The following is an 11,933-nucleotide window of genomic DNA, read 5'->3' as shown; positions in this document are numbered from 1 at the left end:
TCATTTATATATTGGAACATGATGATACTTTTATTTTTCGTTTCATTACCTTTAAAGCACCTGGGAATTTGTCAACGATAGTGCTTGTCAAGCTACCAATGAAGACGCTTCGGATAATATCAGAAGGATAATGATGTCCTAGCCAAATCCTTGAGAATCCCGTTAACAAGGACAATCCCAACATAACTGACCCAAGAATACGTTTATGGAGAAAGATAGAAGTGGATACAGCAAAAGCAAGCAACGTATGTTTACTTAAGAATGAAGAATCCATCTTTGAAGGAATGAGTATACCGACACGGCGCTCCATAAATGGACGAGGCTTAAAATAAAAACATTTAATCAACGTATTAATAAATAACGTAAAGGCCGCAGATATCACTGCATATAATGTCACTTTTTTTTGTGAATAGTTTCGAAACCACATAAAAATCAACACAAACATGAAAACATAACGAACCTTTTTTGAAATCAATATCATCAGCATATCTAATGAAGAATAGCGACCAGCCAGTTGATTGATTGTCCTAAATACTTTATAATCCATAAACATTTTCTCCTTACTTTTTAGTTATATGTAAGATTTTTTTTCTGAAGAGGAACCTGTTATATGAACTGTGTTTTTACGACGACAAAAAGAGTTGAACACAAAATAATTGTTAGAATATTACATTTAACGTAGAGATAAATACATAGGAAACCTCCTTAATTTATAAGGAGGTTTCCTTTTCTAGAACATAGTAAATTGACTTGTTACGCTTAATCGTTTTTATTTAACGAGCGTTAGGAAATACTCTTCGAACGGTTTCAGTAAACTCTTCAAATAACCCTTTTACTGGAGCACCTTTATTAATTTTATTTCCATAATCTTTCATACGATTCACGAAATCAGGATTGGATGATACAAATACGTCCCGAATATCTGGATCTGTAGCTCTTACTTGATCTGCAATCTTCTTTTCTAAACGATCTGTTACTTCTCCTTTTGTTCCATCCTGTAAAACAACTGCCACATAGGCATTTTGGTTTGTAACGATCACGTTCGCACTGTCTACTTCGTCTAATTTAGCAATACGATCTGCAGCCTCATCCGCTACCTCTAATCGTATTTGGTTATCATTATCTAAATTATCATTCTGATCCCTATCGGGTTGGTATCCAACATCTCGTGGTCCATTGTTGTTACGAGCATTTTCTGCCTTTTGTTCAGAAGGTTCTTCAGTTGGATCAGGTTCAGCTTCATCCTTTTTATCATTACAACCAAAAAGAAACCCTACTGATAAAATGGTTGATAGGAGACCAAATAAATATTTTCTTCACTTATTCTTCACCCCTTACAGTAGTCGTATATCTATTAAGATCCACATTATTCTTTTAATAATTACAGGTAATAATTTAAAATCCCAAATAGGGATAGTATCATTTTCCGCGTATATATAAGTAACATCGTCAAAAAATAAAGCCGTTGGAAGAACGGTTTCTTTCAAACAACTATAAAAGAGGGATTTGCATAATGAACAACTTACAGTGGCTAACTTCTTTATTTAATTTTAATGGAATGTTTGGAAAGAGAAATAATAACAGAGGCATACTACTTTCACTTTTAGGTGTAGGAATTGGGACTTTGGCCATTTGGCTAATAAGAGGGACGGGGAACAAAATGGCATCTCCAACCATGCAAACAATGAAGAGTAGAAGCCAAATGAAAAACGGTTTATCTAACCAATAATAGACACTCATACTTTCTCTACGATATATAAATTAAAGACTAACGATCAGTTTAATTATGGGAATAATATACTTAATGTACACCTGTATTAATAGTTCACCATGCTGATTACAAAAAATAAAAGCCCCTAGATTTTTGTTAAATCTAGGGGCTTTTCAAACTTACTTAAACTTTTTATTCTCTAATACAATCATTTGGTTCTTCATTTTCTGTTATTAAATGGGGAATATAATATTATTCAATGAGATAAATTACTGAGATACAGAGGTGGAATATGAAACAAGTTATTAAAAATATTCAAAACGATCAGCATTTGCTTTTTACATACGATTCACGCCCCATGACTGAAAATATGAAACGTTACAGTGAGTTTTACAATCTTCCAACAGAGGGGCTAATGTATCGCTACGGATTTGAAACGGTTGCTCATGAACGGTTGTTTATCCAATCTTTTCGTCCCTTACAGATAAAAGCTCATATACTCCTTCTTCATGGCTATTATGATCATGCTGGAGTACTAAGTACGGTTATTCGTTTTTTGATTCAAAAAGGGTTTCATGTGTTGACATTTGATTTACCAGGACATGGATTGTCAACAGGAGAACGAGGAGCCGTATCGGAGTTTTCTCTCTATGTAGAAAGTATTCGAGAAGTCATGCGTAGACACCTGTCTTCAAGCTCTCTACCTATCTATATTGTAGCTCATAGTACTGGCGCTGCTGCTGCAGTCGATTATATACTGAATAACCATGAAGCATCTCAAGTTCGAAAGGCGGTCCTTGTCTGTCCCCTCGTTCGTCCTTATCACTGGAATGCAATCACCATTTGTATAAAGTTCTTAAAAGTGTTCACCACGAATTTGAAAAGGATAATTCGAAACAATTCATCAGATTCAAAGTTTTTGCATTTTGTGAAGAATGATCCGTTACAGTATGATCAGCTCCCCCTCGGTTGGGTAGAAGCCTTGATAAGATGGAATGAATTAATTAAGGAAGGGAGCCCCAGTCCTATTCCTATTCTCATCCTTCAAGGAAAAAAAGATACAACAGTGGATTGGAGGTATAATGTTGGTTTCTTACTGAAGAAGTTTCCAAATATAGATATTGAACTTATAGAGAATGGAAAACATCATTTATTTAATGAAAAAGAGCTGATAAGAGAAAAAGTGTTTACTTCTATCCATCGTTATTTAACAGGTAACGTGTAAACACAGGTTCCGAGAACAAAGTATATAATATCTGTCTATTATTCGAACGAAGGGAGTTTTATTAATTAATCAACATCGAAATATCTGTGTAGTTTTTTACTAGTGTCTACTTGATGCGGAGCAGACCACTTGAATAAGAAGTTACATTTTAAGTTTTCCTGAAAAAAGCCACCTCACTGCAATGAACGATCATTGCAGTGAGGTAGCTTTTGCTAATAAAATCTTTAGAAATTAGCAGGTGCGTGGGGTAATATGCTGCACTCTCATAGTTCAGTTAGAATAATTGGTTCACCATTTGTGACAACAATGGTATGTTCACATTGTGCCACAAGACTATTATCCGGCGTAACAAATGTCCAGCCGTCGTCTCCGCGTTCAATGATATGATCAGCTTTCATAGAAATAAATGGCTCGACAGCAATAACAAGACCTTTTTTCAAAAGTGCTTTATCCATTGGATCATAATAGTTTAAAATGTGGTTAGGAGCGTCATGCAAGCTGCGGCCAACACCATGACCTGTTAAGTTCTCAATAACAGCATATCCGTTTTTGTGTGCAAAGTTAGATACAGCACGACCAATTTGATTTTGTTTTGAACCAGCTTTTACTTTTTTCATGGCTGCCCAAAATGCATCAACTGCAGCTTGGCACAGCTTTTCTTTTTCTTCGTCTTGCCCAATGACAAATGAAATGCCCGTATCTGAATAATAGCCATCAAGTACGGCAGATACATCCACATTTACTAAATCGCCATCTTGTAATACTCGATCTCCCGGAATACCGTGAGCCACTTCTTCGTTTACACTAATGCACGTTACACCTGGGAAATTATATTCTTTTTCAGGTGCAGAAGTAGCACCGTGTTCATCCAATATTTTTTTACCGATCATATCAAGCTCTTTCGTTGTCATGCCAGCTTTTGCTTGGTTTTTCATCTCTTCGCGTGCAAGTGCAACGATGCGTCCAATTTTACGTAAACTTTCTAAATCTTGTTCGTTACCAATAATCATAAAAAAACACTTTCCTTCCTCGAAATATATATCCTATCCGATTTTATCATATTTTTATGAGGATTTTTCAAAAGACCTTTTAAGAACTAAAATGTACGATTAATTAGACTAGTAAGATATTTATCATATGTTAAACTTTCGTTTCTTAACCGATTAAATTCACAAAGAAAAGAATGCTGCTATAAGGCAGCATTCTTCTCTACACTATAGGTCTTACACTTTCACCAACAAACCTATTTCTAGGTTTCTTAAGCTCCAAATGATCTCTTAAAGTGTTTCCTTCGTAGTCTATCCGAAACAAACCTCTTTCTTGTAAGATTGGTACAACAAAATTCACAAAATCATCTAAGCCAGCTGGAAGCAAAGGAAACTGCAGCATAAATCCGTCCGCTGCTTTTTCCTGAAACCATTTTTCCATTTCGTCCGCAATTTGAATGGGGGTCCCTACAAAGTTATCTCTTCTTGCAGCACCGAAAAATCGCGTGTAAAGATCCCCTACCGTTAGTTTTTCTTTCGCTATAATTCTTAGCATTTCATCAAACTGACTTTGGATGCCATTCACCGATGAAAACTCCACCTCTGATGCAGGAGTATTAAGGGTATACTTCGTAAAATCAACGTTCCCCATATACCCAGAAACGAACTTTAATCCTTCATACGGATTCACTAGCTTTTGTAAATCGTTGTATTTTTGAATCGCTTCTTCTTCTGTTTCTCCTACAATAGGGGAAATGCCGTGAAGAATATGTAAATCCGCTTCTGTTCTATTGTATTCAGAAAGCCTTGATTTAAGGGATTTATAAAAACTTTTGGCTTCTTCTATGTTATCTCGGTGAGCAAATACCACTTCTGCCGTTCTTGCCGCTAAGCGCTGTCCCGGCTCAGAAGAACCGGCCTGAACGATAACTGGCTGTCCTTGGACGGAACGAGCGATATTTAACGGCCCTTTTACAGAAAAATACTTACCTTTATAGTTAAGTTCATGTACCTTTTTAGCATCAAAAAACGCTCCGTTTTCTTTATCATATAAAAAGGCAGCATCTTCCCACGAATCCCATAACCCTTGAACAACATCAATAAATTCTTCCGCACGTTCATAACGGTGATCATGTTCCCAATGAGTATCCCGGCTAAAGTTTAACGCCGTTTCACCTGTTGCATCTGCTGTCGTCACAACATTCCAGCCCGCCCTCCCTCCACTTACATGATCGACAGAGGCGAACTGTCGCGCTAGTGTATAAGGTTCATTGTAAGTAGTTGAAGATGTGGCAACAATGCCAATTTTCTCAGTAGCTGCTGCCATTGCTGTAATGATTACAATAGGATCAAATCGATTTAAAATCTGAGGATGTGACTCCGTATTTACTGCTAAACTGTCGGCAATAAATGCGATATCAAATTTTCCTCTTTCAGCGGTTTGTGCAAGCTTTTGATACACAGAAACGTCGATACTTGCGTTAGGCTTTGAATCAGGATGACGCCATGAAGCTACATGCATGCCTGTGCCAATCAAATAAGCGGCAAGTTTCATTTTTCGTTCCTTGGCCATTTTTCCACCCCCTATTTAGTACTTATTTTGTTTTATACGTGTCTTTGTACGTATTCAATTCTTTCAAACTAATAAACGTCGGAATATAATTTCCTTTGTATGCTTTTTTAATAAAGGCAGCCGTATTTTTTGATTGATACACTTTTACTAGCTTCTTTAAATACGCTTTATCCTGATCTTTTTTTCTTGCAGCGATGACATTAATATAGGGCTTCGCTGTTTTATTTTCATGAATAAGTGCGTCCTTTAAGCTTAGACCCGCTTCCACAGCTACACCGTTGTTAATAATGGAAGCCGCGGTATCTTGCATAACGCGGGGAGTGCTTGCAGAATCGACGGGAACAATCTTTAAATTTTTAGGGTTGCTTTTAATTTTATCCTCTCCTCCGTTACCGTCAAAGCCTTCGACCACCGTAATTAAATCCGCTTCTTGCAGCAAAACTAATGCTCTTCCCCAGTTGGAAGGATCATTTGGAACAGCAATTTGAGCACCATTTGGAATGTCTTTTAATGATTTATATTTTTCGGAATAAAGACCTAGAGGCGCAATGATCGTCGTTCCGATTGGCACAATATCCGTTCCGTTCTTTTGATTAAATGAATCTAAATACGCAACGTGCTGAAACGCATTTACATCTATTTCTCCTTCAGCTAAGGCTTGATTAGGATCGTAAGCTGAAGAAAAATTCACAAGTTCTATATCCAGCCCTTGTTTTTTTGCTTTCTCTTTTATAAATTCCCACGTCCTAAGTTCAGAGCTTCGGATGCCTATTTTAATTTTAGCTTCTTTACTATCGGCACTAGATAGGGAATTAGAACATCCTGTTATGGCGAGGATGAACAACAGCAAAAGCAGGAATATCGGTTTTTTCATTTATAACTCCCCTTTTAAAAAGCTTGCTTCAAATACGTCCTTACACTCTTCTAATCTTGCGTTCGATAACGTTTCCTAAAGATTGAATACCTTGAACAATAATAATAAGGAGCACAACGGTGACTACAATCGTAATCGTGCTGAAGCGCTGGTAGCCGTAAGTAATAGCTAAATCACCAAGCCCCCCGCCTCCGATAGCACCGGCCATTGCAGTTGCTCCAATTAACCCAATTGTGACAGTTGTTAAGCTTAAAATAAGAGAGGGAAAGGCCTCTGGAATTAAAAAACGGAATACAATTTGGGTTTTAGAAGCGCCCATCGCTTGCGCTGCTTCAATAATGCCTTCATTTACTTCAAGCAAAGAATTTTCAACGAGCCTAGCCATATAAGGTCCAATATGTAAAACCAGCGGAACAATAGCCGCCGTTGTACCAATAGTTGTTCCGACGACGAACCTTGTAAATGGGATAATTGCTACAAGTAAAATAATGAACGGAATCGAACGAAAAATGTTTACAATAGGATTTAGAATTGAAAAAATAACTCGATTTTCAAGAATATGACCCTTGCGTGTTACAACAAGTAAAATCCCTAAAGGAATTCCAATTAAAGCCCCGAAAAGCAGGGAAGCACTAACCATGTACAGTGTTTCCCACAAAGCCGCTAATATCAACTCTTGGCTTACTTCTAACATTTGCAACCACCTCTTCCATTTTTATATTTTGCTGCAGTGCATATAGTTCAGCTCTGTCTATTTCTTCTTGCGTGCCAATTAATTCAATAATTAAATGCCCAAATGGAATGCCCTGTAGCTCCGTAATGTTTCCAAGTAAAATGTTCACCTGTACATTAAAGCGCTTTGATAAGGTTGAAATCACAGATTGACCAGAATTGCTGCCGAGAAAGTTAATCTTAAAAATCTTCTGATTTGAATTTGTAGTTTGTACTAATTCATACACGTTTTGCGGAATGTCATCTCGAACAACGGACTGAACAAAATTTTTAGCAATTTCAGTACGTGGATTTGAAAAAATATCAAATACATTTCCTGTTTCAATAATTTTCCCGTCTTTCATCACAGCGACACGATTACAAATTTGCTTAATGACTTCCATTTCGTGTGTGATTATTACTATCGTAATTTGATATTCTTCATTAACTCTTTTCAGCAATTTCAAAATAGATTCTGTTGTATGCGGATCCAATGCCGAAGTTGCTTCATCACATAATAAAATAGAAGGGTTTGTTGCTAATGCACGTGCAATGCCCACTCTCTGTTTTTGACCTCCTGACAGATGATCGGGATATACACCTGTTTTGTCTTCTAAACCTACAAAATGAAGAAGTTCTTCTACACGTAGCTTTATGTCTTTTTTTGGTTTTCCACTTAATATAAGCGGCATTGCTATATTTTCAAACACCGTTTTTGAATTTAATAGATTAAAGTGTTGAAAGATCATGCCGATTCTTTTTTTGTTTTTTCTTAGCTCCGTTTCAGACAACGTTGCTAAGTTTTCTCCATCTACGATCACTTCACCTGACGTCGGGTACTCCAGCAGATTAATCGTTCGAAGAAGTGTACTTTTTCCTGCCCCGCTTAATCCAATTACCCCAAATATGTCTCCTTTTTGTATGGTTAATTCAATGTCTTTGAGAGCTTCAACCTTCTTTGAACCACTCTCGAATACTTTTGAAACACCTTGAAACGTTATCAAAAGAACCCCTCCTTTTCTTTCAAACTGTCATTCCTATTTCTCTTTTACTCCTATACTTAGAAAGCTGGAACGACTGCGCCATCGTATTTGTCATTAATAAACTTTTTAACCTTGTCTGTCGTAAGTGCTTTTGCTAAACGTTGGATATTTTTATCATCTTTTTTCTCTTTCGTAGTCACTAGAATGTTCACATAAGGAGACTCTTTCTTTTCAATAATTAACGCATCTTTAGTTGGTTTAAATCCGCCTTCAAGAGCGTAATTCGTATTGATAGCTGAAGCTTCTACATCATCAAGAGAACGGACAAGAAGCGGACCATCTACTGCAACAAAGTCTAGCTTCTTTTTATTCTTTGAAATATCTTCAACCGTATAAGAACTGCCACCAGGTTTCTTATTTAATTTAATAATTCCATTAGCCTCGAAAAGCTCTAGTGCACGTGAAAAATTCACCGGATCATTAGGAACAGCAACCTTTGCTCCTTTGGATAAATCGTCAATTGATTTTATTTTTTTAGAATACACTCCAAACGGTTCAATATGAACATTTGTCACGCTGACAAGATTCAATCCACTGTCTTTATTCGTTTGCTCTAAGTATGGCGTATGCTGAAAATAGTTGGCATCTAATTCTCCATTTGCTGTTTGTTCATTTGTCTGTATGCCGTCTTTAATATTTACAATGTCCAACTTTATACCTTCTTTTTTCAAATCGGGTTCCACATACTTTAAAATTTCGGCATGCGGCGTGGAAGCTGCTCCCACTTTAAGAACTATATCTTCTTTCTTGTCACTATTTTGGCCAGATGCTTTTTCTTTATTTCCACACCCTCCCACAACAGTAATCACTGCTAATAATGCAAAAAGCCATACAAATTTCTTCATTTCTCTCTCTACCTCCATCATTTGTGATGTATTAAACATATGGCGTTAATCTGCGGCCACTAAAAAAGACAAAAAATCTGAGGTAATCCCCGTCATTTTTGTCTCCATTCGTCTGGTCGACTGTTCTATTTCCGCTATAGGTTTAACAAACATTTTTAAATCCGATAATTCCAATAAGAATTTTAAATCTTTTGAAAAATATACCAAACATCTTTTTGACTGTCAATTTAGTATTTTTAAACCTTGAGATTACATATTTTATTTGTGCTGGCTGTACTTGAGTGCCTCAATCGAGCATTAGATAGAAAGTCTAAAAAACCTAACCAAAATGTTTATGTTACCCAAAAAACTGACTTTACAAATAGGAATAATTAACTTAATATAGACTTCATATTAATCAGGCCGTCTGGTCAACCAGAGGCTCTTCAAACGTATCCATAGCGTTTGAGGAGCCTCTTTTGTTTTGCAATCTAAAGTATGCTTGCCTACTGGGATCACCAATGGCACCGAAAAAGCTTTTTTATTATTCGTCACACAGAAATTAGTATCGGGAGGAATAAAACGATGAAAAAATTATGTTTTACTTTAGCTTTGGCAATTGGACTTATTATGGCTTTAGGAGGATGCTCTCAAAGCTCTAGCTCAGAAAATAGCGATAAAAAAGTAGTCAAAGTTGCTTTGAGTGATGAAGTAAATCCGCCTTTTCTATTTACGGACGAACAGAATGAGCCCATTGGATATGATATGGATTATTTAAAGGAGCTTGAAAAAAAGCTTCCAGAGTACAAATTTGAATATACCCTTGGAGAAGAAGAAACAAATTTGGTAGGTGTCTCGACGGGAAAATATGATTTCGCCATCAACTGGTTCTTTAAAAACCCTGAACGTGAAGAAAAGTTTCTTTATCCTGCACATGAATATGGTTATTCTTTAACGGCTTTAGTGACACAAAAATCACGAAACGATATCAAAACACTTGACGATATGGTAGGTAAAAAGTTTCCACCTGTATCGGCTACGGGTGGATTGCGCGCTATTTTGAATGCTTATAACAAAGAACATGCCACTAAGCCTTTAACATTAGAAAGCATTGATAACCCTTCTACGGCAGAAAATTTAAAGTTGGTAAATAAAGGTAAATCGGATGCTATTTTTTTAAACGTAACAACATTTAACGAAGTACAAAAACAGCTCAAATTAAATTTAAAAGTAGGGGGCATTGTATCAAAAGAACCAACTTGGTTAGTCTTTAATAAAAATAATCAAAAACTTGCTGACGAGATTGATAAAGCGACAGTCAAACTACAAAATGACGGAACGCTAGAAAGCTTGGCTAAAGAATGGTTTAAAGTAAATTTCTTTAAAGACTTAAAGTATATTAATCAACAAAACTTCAATTTCCAAGATTAAATGAGTAAAAGAATTCATCATTAAGGCGGGGTGAGATATGATTAGTACTGATTTTCATGATTGGTTAAAACTATTGTGGCAAGTGGTAGATAAACTTCCTTTAACACTATTTATGTTAGGTCTTTCTCTACTTTTTTCGTTGCTTTTAGGTTTCTTGATTGCCCTTATACGCATTCAAAAAAAGCCTGTTCTTTCTAAAATGGCAACCATCTATTTATCTTTTATGCGCTGTACACCGCTGCTTGTTCAGCTGTTTCTTGTATACTTTGGCCTTCCTCAGCTGCTGCTGCTTGTCCATATCGACATTAACAGCTGGAGCCGCATCACTTTCTTGGTTATTGCTTTTTCATTACATACTGCCGCCCCTTTATCAGAAATTATTCGTTCAGCATATTTTTCGATTGATAAAGGGCAGTTCGAAGCAGCTTATAGTATTGGCATGAACTATTTTCAAACCTTAAGAAGAATTATCCTTCCTCAAGCGTTTGTAGCAGCACTACCTAATTTAGGAAATGCTACGATTTCATTATTAAAAGATACTGCACTTGCTTTTACTATCGGGATTATTGATATCATGGGGCAAGTTCGCCTTATCTTGGGCAACAACTATGGAATAGGAATGTTTGAAATTTATATTACGATCTCACTTGTTTATTGGAGCATGTGTATCGTAATTGAAATCACGGTCAGTTACTTAGAGAAACATTTTAAAAAAGGCGGCGTCAGCATCTCTAAATAACCTGCACTAGTAAAGGAGTGAACATGATTGCCTATTATTGATTTGCGATTTGCTTTGGAGCAAACTCCTGAAGTCTTAAAAGGTGTGCCTTTAACACTAACCATAGCGATCATTTCAATGGCGTTAGGAAGTATTTTTGGTCTTTTCATTGCGCTATGCAGAATATATAAAATTCCACTGCTAAAGCAAACAGCTGTTATATACGTCTCATTTATGAGAGGCACTCCACTGCTCGTACAGCTCTATGTATTTTTCTACGGAATCCCTATTTTTATAGAATTTCTAAACGAGACTCAAGGATGGGACTTAGGTGGGGATACTATTTCACCTTTAATTTATGCTTTAATTGCGTACACATTAAATACCTCTGCTTATCAATCAGAGGTATTCCGTTCTTCTATTCAAACCATTGACCGTGGTCAATTTGAAGCTGCATATTCAATAGGAATGACTACTTTTCAAGCTATTAAAAGAATTATCTTCCCTCAGTCTTTAGTAGCCGCTATTCCTAACCTTGGAAACATTTTTATTAGTTTAATTAAAGCCACTTCTCTTGCTTTTGCGGTAAAAGTAGTTGAAATTATGGCGATATCTAAAGTCATCGCCAATGATGGGTATAGATATTTAGAAATGTATCTGGTCGCTTCACTTATTTACTGGATTCTTTGCTTTTTCTTTGAAAGGCTATTTGTAGTCATTGAGAAAAAACTTAGTTATTATGAATTAAGAGAAGAAGTGCGTTCAGCTTCTTAATTCCCCTAGAAAAATTACTATAAACTGATTAAGAAAGCTGCCTTAGTACATGGCAGCTTTCAC

The 11,933-nt window shown here is 36.3% G+C and carries 13 protein-coding genes; 5 read left to right on the top strand and 8 right to left on the bottom strand.

Annotated elements, in window-relative coordinates:
* Positions 1 to 4: 4 nt before the first annotated feature.
* Positions 5 to 547, bottom strand: coding sequence for an undecaprenyl-diphosphatase (locus tag LIS78_RS08050; RefSeq protein WP_252284942.1), 543 nt, complete (start codon positions 545 to 547; stop codon positions 5 to 7).
* A 226-nt stretch (positions 548 to 773) separates the two neighbouring features.
* On the bottom strand, positions 774 to 1,286 hold the full coding sequence (locus LIS78_RS08045; protein WP_252285329.1) for a YhcN/YlaJ family sporulation lipoprotein: 513 nt from the start codon (positions 1,284 to 1,286) through the stop codon (positions 774 to 776).
* Between the two features lie 227 nt (positions 1,287 to 1,513).
* Here LIS78_RS08045 and LIS78_RS08040 point away from each other — a divergent pair, with 227 nt between their 5' ends.
* Together LIS78_RS08040 and LIS78_RS08035 are read left to right on the top strand one after the other, a co-directional pair.
* Complete coding sequence (locus LIS78_RS08040; RefSeq protein ID WP_195780643.1) at positions 1,514 to 1,729, top strand: hypothetical protein; 216 nt, start codon at positions 1,514 to 1,516, stop codon at positions 1,727 to 1,729.
* Positions 1,730 to 2,003: 274 nt separating this feature from the next.
* Positions 2,004 to 2,936: an alpha/beta hydrolase gene (locus LIS78_RS08035; RefSeq protein ID WP_252284941.1), complete on the top strand. Its 933-nt coding sequence runs from the start codon at positions 2,004 to 2,006 to the stop codon at positions 2,934 to 2,936.
* A 263-nt stretch (positions 2,937 to 3,199) separates the two neighbouring features.
* Here the strand turns inward: LIS78_RS08035 and map are convergent, their stop codons facing one another.
* The 6 genes from map to LIS78_RS08005 all read right to left on the bottom strand — a co-directional run bounded on the left by map (position 3,200) and on the right by LIS78_RS08005 (position 8,968).
* Positions 3,200 to 3,946, bottom strand: a complete 747-nt coding sequence (gene map, locus LIS78_RS08030) for a type I methionyl aminopeptidase (RefSeq protein ID WP_252284940.1) — start codon at positions 3,944 to 3,946, stop codon at positions 3,200 to 3,202.
* 199 nt (positions 3,947 to 4,145) lie between these two features.
* Entirely contained in the window at positions 4,146 to 5,495 is a 1,350-nt protein-coding gene (locus LIS78_RS08025; protein WP_252284939.1) for an LLM class flavin-dependent oxidoreductase, read from the bottom strand.
* Between the two features lie 22 nt (positions 5,496 to 5,517).
* The gene (locus tag LIS78_RS08020; protein WP_195780646.1) at positions 5,518 to 6,369 is read right to left on the bottom strand and encodes a MetQ/NlpA family ABC transporter substrate-binding protein; all 852 of its coding nucleotides are present in this window, start codon (positions 6,367 to 6,369) and stop codon (positions 5,518 to 5,520) included.
* Between the two features lie 40 nt (positions 6,370 to 6,409).
* On the bottom strand, positions 6,410 to 7,063 hold the full coding sequence (locus LIS78_RS08015) for a methionine ABC transporter permease (protein WP_195780647.1): 654 nt from the start codon (positions 7,061 to 7,063) through the stop codon (positions 6,410 to 6,412).
* Positions 7,002 to 8,084: a methionine ABC transporter ATP-binding protein gene (locus tag LIS78_RS08010; protein ID WP_252284938.1), complete on the bottom strand. Its 1,083-nt coding sequence runs from the start codon at positions 8,082 to 8,084 to the stop codon at positions 7,002 to 7,004. Before LIS78_RS08010 ends, LIS78_RS08015 begins: the two co-directional genes overlap by 62 nt.
* A gap of 56 nt (positions 8,085 to 8,140) precedes the next feature.
* Complete coding sequence (locus LIS78_RS08005; RefSeq protein WP_252284937.1) at positions 8,141 to 8,968, bottom strand: MetQ/NlpA family ABC transporter substrate-binding protein; 828 nt, start codon at positions 8,966 to 8,968, stop codon at positions 8,141 to 8,143.
* Positions 8,969 to 9,532: 564 nt separating this feature from the next.
* Here LIS78_RS08005 and LIS78_RS08000 point away from each other — a divergent pair.
* From LIS78_RS08000 to LIS78_RS07990, 3 genes are read left to right on the top strand one after another with little or no spacing between them, the layout of a single operon-like run.
* A complete protein-coding gene (locus LIS78_RS08000; protein WP_252284936.1) occupies positions 9,533 to 10,378 on the top strand; it encodes a transporter substrate-binding domain-containing protein in 846 nt (281 codons plus the stop codon).
* A 37-nt stretch (positions 10,379 to 10,415) separates the two neighbouring features.
* Positions 10,416 to 11,117, top strand: a complete 702-nt coding sequence (locus LIS78_RS07995) for an amino acid ABC transporter permease (protein ID WP_252284935.1) — start codon at positions 10,416 to 10,418, stop codon at positions 11,115 to 11,117.
* A 27-nt stretch (positions 11,118 to 11,144) separates the two neighbouring features.
* Positions 11,145 to 11,870, top strand: coding sequence for an amino acid ABC transporter permease (locus LIS78_RS07990; RefSeq protein WP_252284934.1), 726 nt, complete (start codon positions 11,145 to 11,147; stop codon positions 11,868 to 11,870).
* Positions 11,871 to 11,933 lie beyond the last annotated feature (63 nt).

The sequence above is a fragment of the Priestia megaterium genome, assembly GCF_023824195.1.
Classification (GTDB): Bacteria; Bacillota; Bacilli; order Bacillales; family Bacillaceae_H; genus Priestia; species Priestia megaterium_D.
This window is presented reverse-complemented; position numbering and strand designations above follow the sequence as displayed.

Bases quoted from the DNA above. Each gene is read 5' to 3' on its own strand.
- LIS78_RS08025 (WP_252284939.1), bottom strand. From the start codon at position 5,495: ATGGCCAAGGAACGAAAAATGAAACTTGCCGCTTATTTGATTGGCACA.
- LIS78_RS08040 (WP_195780643.1), top strand. From the start codon at position 1,514: ATGAACAACTTACAGTGGCTAACTTCTTTATTTAATTTTAATGGAATG.
- LIS78_RS07995 (WP_252284935.1), top strand. From the start codon at position 10,416: ATGATTAGTACTGATTTTCATGATTGGTTAAAACTATTGTGGCAAGTG.
- LIS78_RS08000 (WP_252284936.1), top strand. From the start codon at position 9,533: ATGAAAAAATTATGTTTTACTTTAGCTTTGGCAATTGGACTTATTATG.
- LIS78_RS08020 (WP_195780646.1), bottom strand. From the start codon at position 6,369: ATGAAAAAACCGATATTCCTGCTTTTGCTGTTGTTCATCCTCGCCATA.
- LIS78_RS08050 (WP_252284942.1), bottom strand. From the start codon at position 547: ATGGATTATAAAGTATTTAGGACAATCAATCAACTGGCTGGTCGCTAT.
- LIS78_RS08015 (WP_195780647.1), bottom strand. From the start codon at position 7,063: ATGTTAGAAGTAAGCCAAGAGTTGATATTAGCGGCTTTGTGGGAAACA.
- LIS78_RS08005 (WP_252284937.1), bottom strand. From the start codon at position 8,968: ATGAAGAAATTTGTATGGCTTTTTGCATTATTAGCAGTGATTACTGTT.
- LIS78_RS08035 (WP_252284941.1), top strand. From the start codon at position 2,004: ATGAAACAAGTTATTAAAAATATTCAAAACGATCAGCATTTGCTTTTT.
- map (WP_252284940.1), bottom strand. From the start codon at position 3,946: ATGATTATTGGTAACGAACAAGATTTAGAAAGTTTACGTAAAATTGGA.